Origin of the sequence: Nonomuraea jiangxiensis (genome assembly GCF_900099965.1) — a bacterium.
GTDB lineage: Bacteria > Actinomycetota > Actinomycetes > Streptosporangiales > Streptosporangiaceae > Nonomuraea > Nonomuraea jiangxiensis.
In genome coordinates this window covers 361,240-377,898 of record NZ_FNDJ01000011.1, presented here as the reverse complement: position 1 = coordinate 377,898, position 16,659 = coordinate 361,240, and the positions used below count along the sequence as shown (strand labels likewise).

The 16,659-nt window shown below is 67.8% G+C and carries 19 protein-coding genes; all 19 read right to left on the bottom strand.

Going from position 1 to position 16,659, the window contains the following annotated elements; genetic code table 11:
• Window positions 1-256, bottom strand: a 256-nt coding sequence (locus BLS95_RS25445) for a transposase (protein WP_176993382.1), incomplete at its 3' end; no start/stop codon positions are given.
• A 191-nt stretch (window positions 257-447) separates the two neighbouring features.
• Window positions 448-2,211 carry a DNA-processing protein DprA gene (gene dprA, locus BLS95_RS25440; RefSeq protein ID WP_342742761.1) on the bottom strand — a complete coding sequence of 588 codons (1,764 nt, stop codon included), beginning with the start codon at window positions 2,209-2,211 and terminating at the stop codon, window positions 448-450.
• A gap of 1,329 nt (window positions 2,212-3,540) precedes the next feature.
• Window positions 3,541-5,076 carry a YifB family Mg chelatase-like AAA ATPase gene (locus tag BLS95_RS25435; RefSeq protein WP_090935958.1) on the bottom strand — a complete coding sequence of 512 codons (1,536 nt, stop codon included), beginning with the start codon at window positions 5,074-5,076 and terminating at the stop codon, window positions 3,541-3,543.
• Window positions 5,077-5,436 carry a YraN family protein gene (locus BLS95_RS25430; RefSeq protein ID WP_090935955.1) on the bottom strand — a complete coding sequence of 120 codons (360 nt, stop codon included), beginning with the start codon at window positions 5,434-5,436 and terminating at the stop codon, window positions 5,077-5,079.
• A gap of 508 nt (window positions 5,437-5,944) precedes the next feature.
• On the bottom strand, window positions 5,945-6,172 hold the full coding sequence (locus BLS95_RS54390; RefSeq protein WP_143043862.1) for a hypothetical protein: 228 nt from the start codon (window positions 6,170-6,172) through the stop codon (window positions 5,945-5,947).
• 297 nt (window positions 6,173-6,469) lie between these two features.
• Window positions 6,470-6,793 carry a DUF2469 domain-containing protein gene (locus BLS95_RS25425; protein WP_026215037.1) on the bottom strand — a complete coding sequence of 108 codons (324 nt, stop codon included), beginning with the start codon at window positions 6,791-6,793 and terminating at the stop codon, window positions 6,470-6,472.
• Window positions 6,794-6,832: 39 nt separating this feature from the next.
• Window positions 6,833-7,501, bottom strand: a complete 669-nt coding sequence (locus BLS95_RS25420; RefSeq protein ID WP_090935952.1) for a ribonuclease HII — start codon at window positions 7,499-7,501, stop codon at window positions 6,833-6,835.
• Between the two features lie 52 nt (window positions 7,502-7,553).
• Complete coding sequence (gene lepB, locus BLS95_RS25415; RefSeq protein WP_090935949.1) at window positions 7,554-8,147, bottom strand: signal peptidase I; 594 nt, start codon at window positions 8,145-8,147, stop codon at window positions 7,554-7,556.
• Window positions 8,147-9,007: a signal peptidase I gene (gene lepB, locus BLS95_RS25410; protein ID WP_090935946.1), complete on the bottom strand. Its 861-nt coding sequence runs from the start codon at window positions 9,005-9,007 to the stop codon at window positions 8,147-8,149. Before lepB (BLS95_RS25410) ends, lepB (BLS95_RS25415) begins: the two co-directional genes overlap by 1 nt.
• A 138-nt stretch (window positions 9,008-9,145) precedes the next feature.
• Window positions 9,146-9,508, bottom strand: coding sequence for a 50S ribosomal protein L19 (rplS, locus tag BLS95_RS25405; protein ID WP_090935943.1), 363 nt, complete (start codon window positions 9,506-9,508; stop codon window positions 9,146-9,148).
• A 136-nt stretch (window positions 9,509-9,644) separates the two neighbouring features.
• Window positions 9,645-10,424, bottom strand: a complete 780-nt coding sequence (gene trmD, locus BLS95_RS25400) for a tRNA (guanosine(37)-N1)-methyltransferase TrmD (RefSeq protein ID WP_090935940.1) — start codon at window positions 10,422-10,424, stop codon at window positions 9,645-9,647.
• On the bottom strand, window positions 10,424-10,924 hold the full coding sequence (rimM, locus tag BLS95_RS25395) for a ribosome maturation factor RimM (RefSeq protein ID WP_090935936.1): 501 nt from the start codon (window positions 10,922-10,924) through the stop codon (window positions 10,424-10,426). Before rimM ends, trmD begins: the two co-directional genes overlap by 1 nt.
• Before the next feature lie 72 nt (window positions 10,925-10,996).
• Window positions 10,997-11,242, bottom strand: coding sequence for an RNA-binding protein (locus BLS95_RS25390; RefSeq protein ID WP_043634919.1), 246 nt, complete (start codon window positions 11,240-11,242; stop codon window positions 10,997-10,999).
• A 1-nt stretch (window position 11,243) separates the two neighbouring features.
• On the bottom strand, window positions 11,244-11,684 hold the full coding sequence (gene rpsP, locus BLS95_RS25385; protein ID WP_090935933.1) for a 30S ribosomal protein S16: 441 nt from the start codon (window positions 11,682-11,684) through the stop codon (window positions 11,244-11,246).
• 341 nt (window positions 11,685-12,025) lie between these two features.
• The gene (ffh, locus tag BLS95_RS25380) at window positions 12,026-13,576 is read right to left on the bottom strand and encodes a signal recognition particle protein (RefSeq protein ID WP_090935930.1); all 1,551 of its coding nucleotides are present in this window, start codon (window positions 13,574-13,576) and stop codon (window positions 12,026-12,028) included.
• Between the two features lie 57 nt (window positions 13,577-13,633).
• Window positions 13,634-14,194, bottom strand: a complete 561-nt coding sequence (locus tag BLS95_RS25375; protein ID WP_090935927.1) for a GTP-binding protein — start codon at window positions 14,192-14,194, stop codon at window positions 13,634-13,636.
• 7 nt (window positions 14,195-14,201) lie between these two features.
• A complete protein-coding gene (locus tag BLS95_RS25370; RefSeq protein ID WP_090935922.1) occupies window positions 14,202-14,510 on the bottom strand; it encodes a DUF742 domain-containing protein in 309 nt (102 codons plus the stop codon).
• A gap of 122 nt (window positions 14,511-14,632) precedes the next feature.
• Window positions 14,633-15,055: a roadblock/LC7 domain-containing protein gene (locus BLS95_RS25365; protein ID WP_090935920.1), complete on the bottom strand. Its 423-nt coding sequence runs from the start codon at window positions 15,053-15,055 to the stop codon at window positions 14,633-14,635.
• The coding region (locus BLS95_RS56985; protein ID WP_245765266.1) for a sensor histidine kinase at window positions 15,052-16,659 on the bottom strand (1,608 nt) is incomplete at its 5' end. The genes BLS95_RS25365 and BLS95_RS56985, both read right to left, overlap by 4 nt.

Here is a 16,659-nt window from a genome sequence, read left to right as displayed (position 1 = left end):
CGCGCAGCCGCCGGTTCTCCCGCCGCAACGCCTCCAGTTCCTGGCGTTCGCTGCTGGTCAGCCCTTCCCGCCGCCCGGCGTCGACCTCGGCCTGGCGGATCCACTGGCGCACCGCGGTCTCGGTCAGATCGAAGTCCCTGGCCACCTGACCGACCGAGCGGTCACCGCGCTGGCACAGCTCGACGATCTCGGCTTTGAACTCCCGCGTGAACGAGCGGCGAGGACGCGGCTTCTTCTTCCCCATGCTCTCCATCATGGACATCCTTCCGGGGACAAGCCCCTGATCTCGGATGTCCGTCAAACCGGATCAAGCCCAATGGGGGTGGGTTGAGGGCTATGCCGATCGATTCATCGCCCTTCGGTAACCCCACCCTCACACCGGTGCATGGGATATGTAGCTGAGTGGTGGGGCGGTACTGGTGGATGGAGGGGTCGGATTGCGTGGTGTCAGAGGTTCTCGACTGGGAGTGGGGGGCTGTCGTACATGAGGGTGGGGTCCTCGGGTGGGTCCTGGGGCTCGGGGGTGGGCGGGGGTTCTAGGGCAGCCGAGTCGGGGGCCTTGGGGTATGTAGTCGTTTGCTTGCGTAGGCGCCAGCCGCTCGTGGTTCGTTCTATGTAGCCGGCGGCTGCCAGGCCGCCCAGCGCGCTCAGAGCGGCGTCCAGGCCTACGCCTGCCGCGACCGCTATGGAGGCGGGGCCCGCGCCCCCGCGGGACGGGACCGCGTCCAGGACCCTTTTCGTCGGTTCGTTGAGCTTGTCCCTGGGGACTGCCGGGGCGCGGGTATGTGAGACCAGGTCGTCACCCATGACGCCTACGAGGTCGATCATTTCCTCTGGTGAGGTGATGCATACCGCCTTGCGGTCGCGGAGGAGCTTGTGGCATCCGGCTGACATGCCCGACGTGATCGGGCCCGGGACGGCCCCGAGATGCCTGTTGAGCGCCAGTGCGTGGCTGGCTGTGTTGAGGGCTCCGCTGCGTAGGGCGGCTTCCACGACGATCGTGCCTCTCGACAGGGCCGCTATGAGGCGGTTCCTGATGAGGAAGCGGGCTCGGGTGGGGTGTACGCCGGGCGGGCATTCGCTGACCACCACACCCTGGTCTCGTACGGCGGCGAACAGTGTGTCGTGGCCGCTTGGATAGCAGACGTCGACGCCGCAGGCCAGGACCACGACTGTCGGCCAGTCGGTAGCCAGCGCACCCCGGTGGGCCGCTCCGTCCACGCCGAAGGCGCCGCCTGACACGACGGTCCAGCCTGATTCGCCGAGGCCGACACCGAACTCGGCTGCTATGTGCACGCCGTACGCCGTGGCGGCTCTGGCACCTACCACCGCTACGGATTTGAGGCAGGAGAAGCGGAGGTCGGCCGTGCCATGGAGCCACAGTCCGAGAGGACGGCTCGGGCCCAGTTGGTTCAGTTGGGTCGGCCATTCGGGGCTGCCGGGGATGATCAGCCTGGCTCCCGATCTCCCTCCCGCTTCGAGGTCGGCCTTGGGGTTCGCCATGACGAGGCGGGCGTACCAGGCGTTCAGGCGGGTGGTGAGGTTGGGTGGGTGCTTTTGCTGGCTTTCCTGCGCTATGAAGTCGGGAGGCAGGCGGCGGGCTCTGATCGCCTCCACGGCTTCTGGAGCGCCGTATTGCGTTACGAGGCGGCCCATTATGGGGTCGCCTACGTCGGCGGCCCGCATAAGCGCGGCTCTGGCCTCATACTCCTCTCTACTCGCCAACATCCGTCCGGCCGATCCCATCCCAGCCCTGGCCTGCTCCCCCTCAGTCGGCCCTCCCCCGGTCACCTCTCCCTGAGTCGGCCCTCCCCCGGTCACCTCTCCCTGAGTCGGCCCCCTCCCGGTCACCTCCCCCGCGATCGGCCCTCTCCCGGTCGGCTCCCTCCCTATGGGCTCACCCCCGGTCGGCCCCCTCTCAATGGGCACCCTTCCGGTCGGCTCCCTGTCCAACCGATCCTTACCGATCGACTCTCCCCCGGGTCGTCCGTTTCCGATCAGCTCCCCTTCCGGCTGCTTCTTCCGGTTCGGCTCTCCCCCCGGCCATTCCTTCCGGTTCGGCTCCCCTTCCAGCCGTCCCATCCCGATCGGCTCCCCGTCTGTCGGTTCCTCCCTGACGGAATCCCTCTCGGGCAACTTGGCCTTGGTTGAGTGCGGCGCAGACAGCTCTCCCCTGGTTGGCCCTGCCTCGACGGGATCCGTTTTCGTCACCGCTGCTTCGGCAAGTCCTTCGTCGGCTGGAAATGCGCTCGTCAACTCTGTCCCGCTCAAACTCGCCTTGGGCGAACCCGCACCCGTTGAGCACAGCCTCGACGGCGCTGCTCGCGTCGGCACGGCCTTGGCTGAATCTCCGTCCGGCATCCCTGCCTCGGCCGGCTCCGCCCGGGTCGGATCTGTGCTCGTTAGCGCTGTTGCGGTCGACTCCGGCTGCATGGAGCCCGCGCCTCGGGAGCTCACTACTGCCGGCTCCGTTCCGAGGGAACTCGGCCGGGTCGGCTCTGCATTGGTCAACCCGTTCGTGGTTGAAGGGGCGTACGTAGCCGGACAGCGCATCGGGGCTGTCCTGGTTGTATCCGTACTCTTGACCATTGCAGTTGGCTCGGGGGCGGCTCCTCCATCGCTGTATGTACGGCCGATGATGATGCTGCCTTCCTCTGGAAGGCTCCCTCCGGGTGGTGCCGGACTCATGTGGCTCCCCTGGTCAGGGGGCATGGATTCCACGGCGGCTGGGCGGGACGCACTTTGCTCCGTGGGTTTGTCACTCACACCGTCGGTTGTTATGTAGGGCGGGCAATCTTCTCTGGCTGGTTCGGTGGTGTTGCGCGGTGTGGGCGGGCGGGACACGGTCGACACTTGGGGAGCAGTGGATTCGCTGGGTCCGGCCAGTGTGCTCCGCGCCGCGGGGATGCTCGGTTTAGGAAGCCCGGCGGGCTTGTCACCTACGGTATGCATGCTCCATGCAGCAGGCACAGCGAATGTGCTGCATATGGCAGGCATGGTCAATTCGGCGGAGGAGGGCTTGGCGGGGGTCCTGACGCTTGCGGATACGGCGGGTGTTCCGGTCACGGCGGGTGTTCCCGGCGCGACGATTGTTCCTGGCGCGACGGGTGTTCCTGGCGTGGCGGGTATCGCGGGTGCGCTGGGTTGTTCGAGGACGTGGGGTATTGGGGGAGGTCCGGACGCCCTGCGCGCGTCGGACGCCGCAAGCGTGCTGAACGCCGCGGGTGCACTCGACAGCCCGAGCGTGCCAGATCCGCTGAGCCCTATAAACGGCCCGGATAGGCCGGATATTGCAGACGGCCCGGACGGGCTGTACACGACGGGCGCTGCTGGTGTGCTGGGCAGTGCGTGTATGCCGGATGTGGTGGGTGTCGTAGGCACGACGCCAGCTGCTCTCGGGGGTGCGGGGGGTGGGGCTTCGGCGGGCGGAAAGGGGGTGGACGCTTTGGTTGGGAGGGTGGGCATTGGAGGTCGGCTCCTGGGTGGGTTGGTTGGTGATCGTGGTGGTGGTATCCCTCGCGAGGAAGAGGGAGGAAGGGGTTACGACCTCACTCCTAGCCAGAAGCTGAGGGCGGCTGTGGTTTCGGCTTCTCCTGGGGTGGGCTTGTCGGCCAGGTCGGCGAGGGTCCAGGAGACGCGGACCACGCGGTCAAGGCCGCGGGCTGTGAGGGTGCCCGAGTCCAAACAGGACGTCATCGGTTTCATGGCCGCCGGCGACGGGCGGTAGTCGGCGTGGAGGAGGGATGACGGGATTTCGGCGTTCGTCCGCCAGGGGGTGCCTGCCAGGCGTTTGGTGGCTCGTTCGCGGGCTGCGTGCACGCGTTCGGCCACGGTTTTGCTTGTCTCTACGAACTGGCGGTCGGCCATCAGTTCGCGTCTGGACGAGCGGGCCACGGTGACCTTCATGTCCACGCGGTCCAGGAGGGGGCCCGAGAGCCTGCCCAGGTAGCGGCGTTTGATCGTTGGAGAGCATTTGCACGTTTCTCCCGGATCCTCGGCCTGGGCACAGGGGCAAGGATTCGCGGCCAGAACGAGCATGAACCTGGCGGGGAACGTGACCGAGCCGATGGATCTCGACACGGTGACCCGACCGGATTCCAGGGGTTGCCGCAACGCGTCGAGCACGTGCCGGGGGAATTCAGGGGCTTCATCCATGAACAAGACTCCGCGGTGGGCGAGGGAGACCGCACCTGGGCGCACGATAGTGCTGCCGCCGCCGATGATCGAGGCGACCGAGGCTGTGTGGTGAGGGCTGACGAACGGAGGGCGGCTCATCAAGGGAGCGCTGGGTGGCAGGATGCCCGCGACTGAGTGGATGGCCGTCACCTCCAGGGCATGATCGAGCTCCAGGTCCGGCAGGAGGGTGGGGAGGCGTTCGGCCAGCAGCGTCTTGCCGCAGCCCGGTGGGCCCAGCATCCAGAGGTTGTGGCCGCCCGCCGCGCAAACCTCCAGGGCTCGGCGGGCTACGGGCTGGCCGACGACGTCCGCCAGGTCGGCCACGGGCTCAGTGGTGGGCTCGGGCGGCTCGTCCAACTCCTCGATCGGGAGCTCCGGTGGCTCGTCTCCCCTGCGCAACCACTCCACGAGCTGCCGCAGGTGCGCCATCGGCACTACCTTCACATCCGGCACCAGAACCGCCTCGGCCGAATTGGCGGCGGGCACGACCACGGTGACGTCCCCGTGTTGGGCCGCGCCGAGGATGGCGGGGAGCACGCCGCGAACGGGTCTTATCCGGCCGTCAAGGCCGAGCTCTCCCAGGAAGAACGTCTCCGCGATGCGCGCGGTGGGAACCACACCCGCGGCCGCCATGACGGACATGGCTATGGCCAGGTCGAACTGGGAACCGCGTTTGGGCAAACTGGCCGGGAAGAGACTCACGATGATGCGGGCGTCGGGCCACGGGTAGTTGCTGTTGACCACCGCGGATCTGACGCGGTCGCGGGCCTCGCTGAGGGCCGTGTCCGGCAGGCCGATCAGATGGATGCCCGCCAGGCCGTTGCCTACGTCGGCCTCGACCTCCACGGTGCGGCCGGTGACTCCCACCAGGGCTACGCTGCGGGTCCGGGCCACGGCCATCTAGATCGCCCCCCGTACGTGGCGCAGGGCGAAGTCGCCGGCGAACCGCTCAAGGGCGATCACATCCACTCGTACGGTCTCGAACGTCTGGGGCTGCGTGGCCAGCCATTTGGCCGCGAGCATGCGGAGCCTGGCGAGCTTGGCCGGGCGCACCGACTCCAGGGCTGTGCCGTGGGATCTGCCCGATCGGGTCTTGACCTCTACAACCACCAGCGTGGGGCCCTCTTCGGCGATGATGTCGATCTCGCCGTGCCGGCAGCGCCAGTTGCGTTCGATGATCCTCATGCCCTCGGCCTGCAGGTAGGCCTCGGCAATTTGTTCGCCATGTCTGCCGAGCTCTATGTCCTTCTTCGCGGCCATGTGCCACCTCCGTCCCGTCCGCCCTGCTGCGGTCCGCCGTGGTCCGCTGCGGATCGCGGCGGTCCGGGACTGACCTTCGTGGATGGGGGGTGGTGGGGGATGGGCCGAACGAGGTTCTGTGGATGGGGGTCGGCTTGCCTGGCGGGAGGCTGTGGATAGGGGTCGGCGCTTGCCAGGAGTTGTGGATGAGGGTCAGCACTTGCCGGGAGGCTGTGGATGGGGCTCATCGTTTGCCGAAAGGCCATGGAATAGGGCTCAGCGCTTGCCGAAAGGCCGTGGATAGGGGGCGGCGTTGCCGAAAGGCCGTGGATAGGGGGCGACGTTGCCGAAAGGCCGTGGATAGGGGGCGACGTTGCCGAAAGGCTGTAGATGGGGAGCGGCGCTCGGCAGGCGCTCGGGGCGGGCGGATACTCGTCTGGCGTCGGTAGAGGGACAGCGCACGCCAGTCGCATTGGTCAGCGACGCACATCAAGCGTCCGTGGTGAGGACGCACGTCCACGCCTATGCCTTACCGCACAGACACCGCGCTGACGCGGGCGTCTTCGGAGCGCCAAGTGCCGGGGACACCAACGCGAATGGCCAGCAGCCAGCAGCATGAGGCCCGGCGCGAATGGCGGGGCAACAGCGTCAGACCCAGCACGAGTGGCGGGCGGGCAAACAGCGTCAGGCCCAGCACGGATGGCAGGCGGGCAAACAGCGTCAGACCCAGCACGGATGGCAGGCTGGCAAACAGCATGGGGCCCAGCACGGACGCCGGGGCAGCTCAGTGCGAAGGCGTCGGGCGACGGGCGACGGGCGACGGGCGACGGGCGACGAATGATGTATCTCTCGCCCGCTCGATTCCACCCCGGTGGGGAGCTGTGCCGCTTGATGGCAGATCTACATATGGCCGGCTGGTACGGGCCCAGGCGCAGCAGCGGCCTCACCGCCAAAGACCCCACACCACGTCGACGGCCTCGCCACCACAACGAGTCCATCCGAAAGCCGGTCGGCCAACGACCCGCGGCCAACCAGTCAGCCAAACCCCGACGACCTACCCCGAGAAGCCCTCCTTGGGCATCTCCAGGTCGGCCTTGGCCAGTTCTTCCACGTTGACGTCCTTGAACGTGACCACCCGTACGTTCTTCACGAACCGCGCCGGCCGGTACATGTCCCAGACCCAGGCGTCCTGCATCTTGACGTCGAAGAAGACGTCGCCGTTCTCCGCCGTACGGACGTCGAGATCGACCGAGTTGGTCAGGTAGAACCGTCTCTCGGTCTCCACGACATATGTGAACAACCCCACGACATCGCGGTATTCGCGGTAAAGCTGCAGCTCCATCTCGGTTTCGTACTTTTCGAGATCCTCTGCGCTCATCGCGGTCCTCCTGTCGTACCGGTCCCCCGGTTCGCCTGTTCAGGCAACCCCGGCCCCCATTTCATTTTCACCCATCTCCCTCGCCACCGTGACGAACGAGTATCGGTGCTCGGCACACGGGCCGTGCGTTTCCAGCGCCAGCCGGTGTCCCGGTGTCACATACCCCTTGTGCTCGGCGAAGCCGTACTGCGGGAAGCGTTCGTCCATCGAGACCATCAGGCGATCCCGTGTCACCTTGGCCACGATCGACGCCGCCGCAACACAGGCGGCCACCTGGTCCCCCTTCCACACGGCCAGCGACGGCGCCGGCAACCCCGGAACAGGGAAGCCGTCCGTCAGGATGTACTCCGGATCACAAGGCAACTGCGCGACGGCCCGCCGCATTCCTGAGACGTTGCTTTTGTGCAGACCTTTGGCATCGATCTCCCCGGCCGGGATGATCACCATACCTACGTGGGCGACCGGCAGGATCTCCTCGTACAGGCGCTCGCGCACCAGCGGGGACAGCAGCTTCGAGTCCGCGAGGCCGGGGATCTCCCTGCGCAGGATCACGGCCGCGACCACAAGCGGCCCCGCGCAGGCGCCGCGCCCCGCCTCGTCGACGCCCGCTATCGGGGTGAGGCCGCGACGGGCCAGCGCCCGCTCATAGGCGTAGAGTCCGGAATCGCGCCGGACGACGCTCGGTCGAGGGCGGAACGCAACTGTCATGACACAGGCAGCGTACGCCCCAATCCCCGCAGCCCGCGACCGAAAGCACCCTCTACTTGACCTTGTCGAAAATGTCGGGACGAGAGAAGAGATAGCCCCGCGACAACGGCCAATAACGCAGGACAGCCTTGCCGATCACCGCGTCCTCCGAGATGAAGCCCTTACTGGGCTCCTTCATGTGCCCCCGGGAGTCGAAGGAGGCGCTGCGGTGGTCGCCCATGAGCCAGAGCTTGCCGGCGGGCACCGTCACGTCGAACTTATCGCCGGAAGCGTAATCGCCCGGGTAGAGGTAGGACTGCTCGTCCAGCGCCGTACCGTTGACGGTGAGGCGCCGCTTGGAGTCGCAGCACACCACCTTGTCGCCGCCCACGCCGATCACCCGCTTGATGGTGTCCTCGCCGTTCCAGCCCTTGAAGACCACGATGTCGCCGCGCTCCGGCTTGCCCGCCAGCTTGTTGACGAAGACGCGGTCGTTGACCAGCAGGGTGTTCTCCATCGACTCAGAAGGGATGTAGAACGATCCGACCACGAACGCCTGCAGCAGCAGCGCGAGGCCCACACCCAGGACGAGGAGCAGCACCGTCTCGCGGAAGCCGCCCTTCTTCTTCTCTTTCCCCACGCCCTCCGCCTTCTTGGTGACGGCCATCAACGCCTCCTCCCCAGCCAGCGTCGACGGACCAGGACCAAGGGTACGGCGAGCCCGAAGCCGGCGACCAGCGGCGTGGACCCGCCAAGGGCGTTGAGCGCGGGCTGAGCGAAGGTTTCGGGGATGTCGATCGAGGTCATCCGGTCGAACGGCCAGACGATCACGAAAGCCCGGCCGATGACCTGCCCGACGGGAATGGAGCCACCACCCGGGTCACCGGTGTGGGAGCGCGAGTCGAGCGAGACCGAGCGGTGGTCGCCCATCACCCACAGCCGCCCCTGCGGCACGGTGATGTCGAAGAACCGGTCGGAGGGGACGTTGCCCGGATAGAGATAGCTCCCCTCGTTGATGGCGGTGCCGTTGACGGTGATGCGGCCCTTGGAGTCGCAGCACTTGACGTGGTCGCCGCCGACGCCGATGACCCGCTTGATGTAGTCCTTCTCGCCGGGAACGAGGCCGAACGCCGTGCCGACCCACCGGAAGAACGCCGCGACCGGGTTGGACGGCTCCTCCATCTGGAACTCGCCGTCCCAGGAGTCGACCCCCGAGAACACCACCACGTCGCCGCGCTCGATGTCGCGCGTGTGGTAGACGAGCTTGTTGACCAGGACCCTGTCGTTGGTCAGCAGGGTGTTCTCCATCGACTCCGACGGAATGTAAAAAGCCTGGACCACGAACGTCTTGATGATCAAGGCCAGTACCAAGGCAACGACGATAAGAACGGGGAGTTCTTTCCAGAACGACCCCTTCTTCTCCTTTTTCCCGCCTTTGGCCGGCTGCTGAGTCTCTTCGGCGACCACGTCCACCTCGTCCTCGACAGGGCGGCGCGGCGCGCCGTGCTCCTGGCTCTCGCTAGTCATCGCTGACGAGCCTAGATGATGCTTTGGCTCGACAAGCCTCGACCGACGTTACACCCATGCACGAGTCGCTCCGCATAAAGGAAACGCCCCGTAAAGCCGAATGGCCCGCGCAAGGCGCGGGCCATGGGCGAATCAGGGCTACTTCGCCGCCGTCGTCTCGCGCTTCTCGCGGATGCGGGCGGCCTTTCCACGCAGGTCACGCATGTAGTAGAGCTTGGCCCGGCGCACGTCGCCGCGCGTCACGAGCACGATCTTCTCGATGACCGGGCTGTGCACCGGAAAGGTACGCTCGACGCCGACGCCGTAGCTCACCTTGCGGACCGTGAAGGTCTCGCGGGCGCCGCTGCCCTGCCTGCGCAGCACGAAGCCCTTGAAGACCTGGATACGGGAGCGGTTTCCTTCGACGACTCGCACGTGCACCTCAAGGGTGTCACCGGGGCGGAACCCGGGCACGTCACCGCGCAGGGTCGCCTTCTCGAGCTCCTGGATCTTCGTGTGCATGAGTGCTGTCCTCAAGTCCTCGTGAGCATGCGGAGGTCCACCCGGCCGTGGCTCGCGGCGGACGCGCTTGCTGATGTGATGAACCCGGGACCGTCACCCGGGCATAACGAACCAACCACAAGAGGTTAGTGGCGATTCAGTTTGCCACATCTTCCGGCCCGACGCGAAACGACAGCTCCTCCAGGAGCTTCCTGTCGTGCTTGTCCAGCGCGTCGACGTCGAGCGCCGCCGCCAGCTCGGGCCTGTTCGCCACGGTACGGCGCAACGCTTCGTCCCGCCGCCACCTGGCGATCTTCCCGTGGTGCCCGGACAGCAGCACGGCGGGCACCTCGTGCCCGCGCCAGACCGGCGGCTTGGTGTAGACGGGCCCTTCGACCAGGTTGCGCATGGACCCGGGGGCGAAGGAGTCGTCCACGGCCGACTGGGCGTTGCCGAGCACGCCGGGCAGCAGCCGGCCGATGGCCTCCACCATCACCAGCACCGCCACCTCGCCCCCGGCCAGCACGTAGTCGCCGATGCCGACCTCGTCAACACGCAGCCGCGTGGCGTACTCGGCCACGACGCGCGAGTCGATGCCCTCGTACCGTCCGCAGGCGAACAGCAGCCACGGCTCCTCGGCCAGCTCCTGCGCGAGCTCCTGCGTGAACGGCCGCCCGCTCGGCGTCGGGACGATCATCCGCGGCGTGCCGTCCCCGATCACCGCGTCGATCGCCTCGCCCCACACCTCGGGCTTCATGACCATGCCCGGCCCCCCGCCGTACGGGGTGTCGTCCACGGTCTTGTGCACGTCGTGGGCCCAGTCGCGAAGCTGGTGCACCCGCACGTCGAGGGTGCCGCGCTCACGGGCCTTGCCGATCAGCGACACGTCGAGCGGCGCGAAATACTCGGGGAAGATCGAGATGATGTCGAGCCGCATCACAGCAGCCCCTCCGGCGGATCGACGACCAGCCGGCCCCCATCCAGGTCGACCTCGGGCACCAGCTCCTTGACGAACGGGATGAGCGCGTCCTCGGCCCCGTTCCTGCTCACGACCAGCAGGTCCTGACCATGGTGCAGGACGTCGACGACCTCGCCCACGGCCTCCCCCGAGACGGTCCGTACGGCCAGGCCGATGAGCTGGTGGTCGTGGAACTCGTCGGGATCACCGGACGGCTCGACGTCGGCCGAGTCGATGACCAGCATGGTGCCCCGCAGCTCCTCCGCCGCGTCCCGGCCGGCGATCCCGGCGAACGACACCAGCAGAATGCCCTTGTGCCAGCGACGGCCCTCGACGACCAGCGGCCCGATGCCGGCCGGGTCGGTCGCGATCGACGTGCCCGCGGCGAAGCGCAGCTCGGGATCGTCGGTGAGCACCTCCACGGTCACCTCACCGCGAACCCCGTGCGGACGACCGATCCGGCCGACGACTAGCTGCACGTGAAAACCTTCCCTTTCAACGCAAGCGCCCCCATCGGCGGTCAGAGCCGATGAGGGCGCGGAAGCCTGACGCTAACGGACTGCTTCGTGCAGGTCGAGCAGGTCGACCCGCACGTATTTCCCGTCGGCCAGGGCGTTCACGACCGTGCGCAGCGCCTTGGCGGTGCGCCCGCCGCGTCCGATGACCTTGCCCAGGTCCTCGGGGTGCACCCGGACCTCCAGGACGCGCCCGCTGCGAATGCGGCGAGCGCGGACCCGGACATCGTCAGGATGTTCGACGATGCCCTTCACGAGGTGCTCGAGAGCCTCCTCGAGCACCTCAGGCCTCGCCCTCGGCCTGGGTCTCGGCGGGGGCCTCGGCTTCGTCCTTCTTCTTGGCCTTCTTCGGCGTGGTGGCGGCCGTACCGGTGTCGCCACCGGACAGCGCCTCCTTGGCCGCGGCCTCGTAGAGGGCGTGACGGTCCGGCGCGGGCTCGGCGACCTGCATCGGCTCAGGGGCGGCCTCGCCCTTGAACTTCTGCCAGTCACCGGTGATCTTGAGCAGCTTGAGCACGGGCTCGGTCGGCTGCGCGCCGACACCCAGCCAGTAGGCCGCACGCTCGGCGTCGACCTCGATGCGCGAAGGGTGCTCCTTCGGGTGGTAAAGGCCGATCTCCTCGATCGCCCGGCCGTCACGCTTGGTGCGGCTGTCGGCGATGACGATGCGGTATTGCGCGTTGCGGATCATGCCGAGCCGCTTGAGCTTGATCTTGACTGCCACGGGTGTGGTCTCTCCTGCATTCGAGCGTGGGTGAACGGCGACCTCATCGAGTGGGGCACGATGAGATGACGCTCAAGGGACAGGCACGTCCGGCGGGAGGTGAGAGGGCACCCGCGGCGACGCGATGTTCCAACATGTCATTGTGCCAGATGGAGAGGGCTGCCTTCGACCTCACGCAGCAAGGCACCGCAAAGGGTGGGCAAGGGCCCCGCCGATGCCCACTTCCCGGCCTTTCGGCGAACCCCCGCAAACCCTCTCAAACACCCTAAACCCGGGCCACAACCTCTCCCCCGAGGACGGACGGCGACCCACCCCCAACGGCGGAACGAGTCCCGGGCGGGTTACTTCTGGCCGGGCAGGCGCAGCTTGGACGGGTCGAACCCCGGCGGCAACTCCATGCCCGGAGGCAATTTCCCGCCCAGGTTGCCCAGCAGACCCCCCTGCTTGGGCTCGGCCGCGGCCGGCTGCTCCGGCGACGCCTTGCCCAGGGCCGCCTTGCGCGGGTCTCCGCTGACGCGCCGCCCCTTCTTGGCCTTCTTCTGGGCCTTGCCGGCCTTGCCCCGCCCGCCAGGCATGCCGGGGATGCCCATGCCGCCCGCCATCCGCTTCATCATCTTCTGTGCCTCGAAGAAGCGGGTGACCAGGTTGCTCACCGCGCTCACCGTGACACCGGAGCCGGCGGCGATGCGGGCTCGGCGGGAGCCGTTGATGATCTTGGGGTCCTGGCGCTCGCCCGGGGTCATCGAGCGGATGATGGCGGCGATGCGGTCGAGGTCGCGGTCGTCGATGGAGTTGAGCTGGTCACGCATCTGCCCCATGCCGGGCATCATGCCCAGCAGGTTTTTGATCGGCCCCATCTTCTGGACCATCATCATCTGCTCGAGGAAGTCCTCGAGCGTGAAGTTCTCGCCCGACGTGAGCTTGCCGGCCATCTTGGCGGCCTGCTCCTCGTCGAACGTCTTCTGGGCCTGCTCGATCAGGGTGAGGATGTCACCCATGTCGAGGATGCGGGAGGCCATCCGGTCGGGGTGGAAGGCGTCGAAGTCTTCGAGCTTCTCGCCGGTCGAGGCGAACATGATCGGCCGCCCGGTGATGTGCCGGACCGAGAGCGCCGCACCACCGCGGGCGTCGCCGTCGAGCTTGGTCAGCACGACGCCGTCGAAGCCCACGCCGTCCATGAACGCCTGCGCCGTCGTGACGGCGTCCTGGCCGATCATGGCGTCGACCACGAAGAGGATCTCGTCGGGCCGGACCGCGTCGCGGATGTCGGCGGCCTGCTTCATCATCTCCTGGTCGATGCCCAGGCGGCCGGCGGTGTCGATGATGACGATGTCGTGCTGCAGGCGCTTGGCCTCGTCGACCGACTGGCGGGCGACCGCGACCGGGTCGCCGACGCCGTTGCCTGGCTCGGGCGCGTAGACGGCGACCTGGGCGCGCTCGCCCACCACCTGGAGCTGCTGGACGGCGTTGGGCCGCTGCAGGTCGGCGGCGACCAGCATGGGCACGTGGCCCTGCTCACGCAGCCACCTGGCCAGCTTGCCCGCCAGCGTCGTCTTGCCCGCGCCCTGGAGGCCCGCCAGCATGACGACGGTCGGGGGCGTCTTGGCCAGGCGGATCCTGCGGGTCTCGCCACCGAGGATCCCGATCAGCTCGTCATTGACGATTTTGACGACCTGCTGCGCCGGGTTGAGCGCCTGGGAGACCTCGGCGCCGCGGGCGCGCTCCTTTACCTGGGCGACGAAGGCCTTGACCACCGGGAGCGCGACATCGGCCTCCAGCAGGGCGATGCGGATCTCGCGGGTGGTGGCGTCGATGTCGGCATCGGACAGCCGGCCCTTGGAACGGAGGGAGGAGAAGACCGATGTCAACCGGTCGGATAGCGTCTCGAACACGTGGTTGGCCAGTCCTCGAAGCGAATGAACGTCTAAGACTCCAGCCTATCCGCTCCGCTAGCCGCTCCAGCCTGGCACGGCCATCCGGACCGTGAGGGCGTGTTCGACGAGATTGATCAGGGCGCTCTTGACCGAGTCCTTCGACCTGGCGTCCAGGCGCACCATCGGGATGTGCGGCGCCAGGGTCAGCGCGTCGCGCACCTCGGCGTCGCTGTGCGCGTACTGCCCGTCCCAGCCGTTCACCCCCACGATGAACGGCAGCTGGGCCTCCTCGAAGTAGTCGATCGCCGGGAAGCTGTCCGCCAGACGCCGGGTGTCCACCAGCACGACCGCGCCGATGGCCCCGCGTACGAGGTCGTCCCACATGAACCAGAACCGGTGCTGCCCGGGCGTGCCGAACAGGTACAGGATCAGGTCGCGATCGAGCGACACGCGGCCGAAGTCCATGGCGACCGTCGTGGTCGATTTCAGCGGCGTCATGCCCAGATCGTCGATTCCGGCCGAGGCGTCGGTCATGACCGCCTCCGTCGTCAGCGGCATGATCTCCGACACCGCGCCGACGAAGGTCGTCTTGCCCACTCCGAACCCGCCGGCGACCACGATCTTCGTCGAGGTCAAACCGGGGCTAGAGCCTGCGAAGTCCACTGAGCACCCTTTCCAGCAGGTTGACGTCCGGCCTACCCGCATCCAGCTGCGGCTGATGCACTCGAACCAGGCCTTCTGCCGCCATATCCGCGATCAGAACACGAACAACACCAAGCGGGATCCGCAGCAGGGCCGACACCTCAGCCACCGACCGCACCTGCAGGCAGAGCTGGCTGATGGCCTTGTACTCGGGCGTGATGTGTGAGAACTCCCGATGCTCGGCGGTGGCCGAGGACACCAGAGCCTCCATCGCCAGCTTGACCTTGGGCGCTGTCCGCCCGCCGGTCACGGCATAGGGCCGGACCGGCGAGGCGGGGTCAGAGCTGGGAGGCGGCGAAGGTGGGGGCTCCCAGCCACCGCTGTTGTGGGAGTCCCAACCGCCGCTGTTCCATCTGGGGTCTGTCACCTACATCACCTTGACTGGCTGGCGCGCAGTTCGGCGCGCACAGCCGGGGTCAGCACCTGACCGGCGCGATCGACCATGAGGGTCATCTGGTACGCCACCAGCCCCATGTCACAGTCCGGAGCCGCCAGCACCGCCAGACACGAGCCGTCACTGATCGACATGATCAGCATCAACCCGCGCTGCATTTCCACGATCGTCTGATTGACCGCACCACCCTCGAACACCCTGGCCGCACCCTGCGTCAGAGACACCAACCCCGACGCGATGGCGGCCAGCTGATCAGCCCGATCCGCCGGAAAACCCGACGAAGCCGCCAGCGGCAATCCATCGGATGAGACGACCACCGCGTGTGCGACCCCTGGAACGGAACTGACGAAGTCGGTGATTAACCAATCCACCCCGCGTGCCGACTGGCTCAGGTCGTTCACGCGCCCTCCCTATTGCCACTCCTGGGGCCGGACCCGTATGTCCTGCCCTCGCTGATGTCGTCACGTGCCGCCCGGAAGCCCTGCTGGAAGCTGGACAGCCGGTTGCGTACCCGGTCGGGCGAGACCGCCGGCATGGGGGCGACGCCCTTCGGGGCCGAGACGGTGTCGGCCGAACCGGGCACCAGGTTCGCCTTGGGCACCCGTTTGGGTAGCCCGGCCGCCGTCGCGCCGTCGCGTACCGGCTCGACGACCGCTTCCGCCGCGCTCCAGCCCGCGTCGGCCTTGGCCGAGCCCCAGGTGGCACTGCCGTCGCCACCGTTCTCGAACCAGGCCGACTCTACCGAGGCGAAGATCGGCAGGTATTCGTCCCCGGCGGAAGCGGGCTTCACCACGGGGATCGGGCCGGTCGCGGCGGACTCGGTCTCCGGGAACTCGTAGCGCGGTGACGGCGGCTGCAGGTCCATGGGGTCGCCGCCGAGGGACCGACGCGGCAGGGGGTTGCTCTCGCCCTGCCGGCGCGCGGGCATCCAGACGTCGGCGGTCTCGTACGCTCCGCCACCGCCGCCGCCGACGTTGGAGCGCGGGTCGGCGGACCAGGGCGAGTCGACGCTCGGCTGGGAGGGGAACGACGGATGGCCGGGACCCGGCTGGGACGGGAAGGACGGATGCCCAGGACCCGGCTGGGACGGGAAGGACGGATGCCCGGTGCCCGGCTGGAAGCCGCCGCCCCACTGGGGCGCGGGCGGCGGCGTCATCGGCGGCCGGCCACCGAACCCGTCGTCGAACGACGGCATGTCCAGGCTCCCCATGCTGCCCATACTTCCCATGCTGCCCATGCTGCCGTTGTCGGCCGGGGTCGCGTAGGCGGGAGACTGCGAGCCCAGGAGCACTTCGGGCATCAGGACCATGGCGGTCAGGCCGCCGGTGCCGTGCGGGCGGAGCTGCACCCGGATGCCGTGCCGGTGCGCCAGCCTCGCGACCACGAACAGGCCCATGCGCCGCGACACCGACACGTCCACGGTGGGCGCGTCGATGAGGCGCTCGTTGGCGAGCACGAGTTCGTCGGGTGTCATGCCGATGCCGGAGTCGCTGATGGACAGCATCACGCCGCCGCCGTCGATGCGGCTGCCGGACACCGTCACTCGGGTCTCGCGGGGCGAGAACGACAGCGCGTTCTCCACCAGCTCGGCCAGCAAGTGGATGACGTCGTTGACGGCCTGTCCTGCCACGGAGACCCCGTCGGGCACCTGGAGCACGACCCGCTCGTAGTTCTCGACCTCCGACAGGGAGGCGCGGGCGACGTCCACCAGTTTGACCGGCTTGCTCCAGCGGCGCGGGGGATCCTGGCCGGCGAGGACCAGCAGGTTCTCACTGTTGCGCCGCATACGGGTGGCCAGGTGGTCCAGCTTGAACAGGTTCCCGAGCCGCTGCTCGTCCTGCTCACCCTGCTCCAGCCCGTCGATCAAGGTGATCTGCCGCTCCACCAGCGTCTGACTACGACGGGACAGGTTCACGAACATCGCGTTGACGTTGCTGCGCAGCCGGGACTCCTCACCCGCCAGCCGCACCGCCTCACGGTGCACCTCGTCGAACGCCCGCGCGAC

Coding starts and splice junctions, on each gene's coding strand:
- BLS95_RS25435 (WP_090935958.1), bottom strand. CDS start 5,076: ATGGCCGTGGCCCGGACCCGCAGCGTAGCCCTGGTGGGAGTCACCGGC.
- BLS95_RS25430 (WP_090935955.1), bottom strand. CDS start 5,436: ATGGCCGCGAAGAAGGACATAGAGCTCGGCAGACATGGCGAACAAATT.
- BLS95_RS54390 (WP_143043862.1), bottom strand. CDS start 6,172: ATGCTGTTTGCCAGCCTGCCATCCGTGCTGGGTCTGACGCTGTTTGCC.
- BLS95_RS25425 (WP_026215037.1), bottom strand. CDS start 6,793: ATGAGCGCAGAGGATCTCGAAAAGTACGAAACCGAGATGGAGCTGCAG.
- BLS95_RS25420 (WP_090935952.1), bottom strand. CDS start 7,501: ATGACAGTTGCGTTCCGCCCTCGACCGAGCGTCGTCCGGCGCGATTCC.
- lepB (WP_090935949.1), bottom strand. CDS start 8,147: ATGGCCGTCACCAAGAAGGCGGAGGGCGTGGGGAAAGAGAAGAAGAAG.
- lepB (WP_090935946.1), bottom strand. CDS start 9,007: ATGACTAGCGAGAGCCAGGAGCACGGCGCGCCGCGCCGCCCTGTCGAG.
- rplS (WP_090935943.1), bottom strand. CDS start 9,508: ATGCACACGAAGATCCAGGAGCTCGAGAAGGCGACCCTGCGCGGTGAC.
- trmD (WP_090935940.1), bottom strand. CDS start 10,424: ATGCGGCTCGACATCATCTCGATCTTCCCCGAGTATTTCGCGCCGCTC.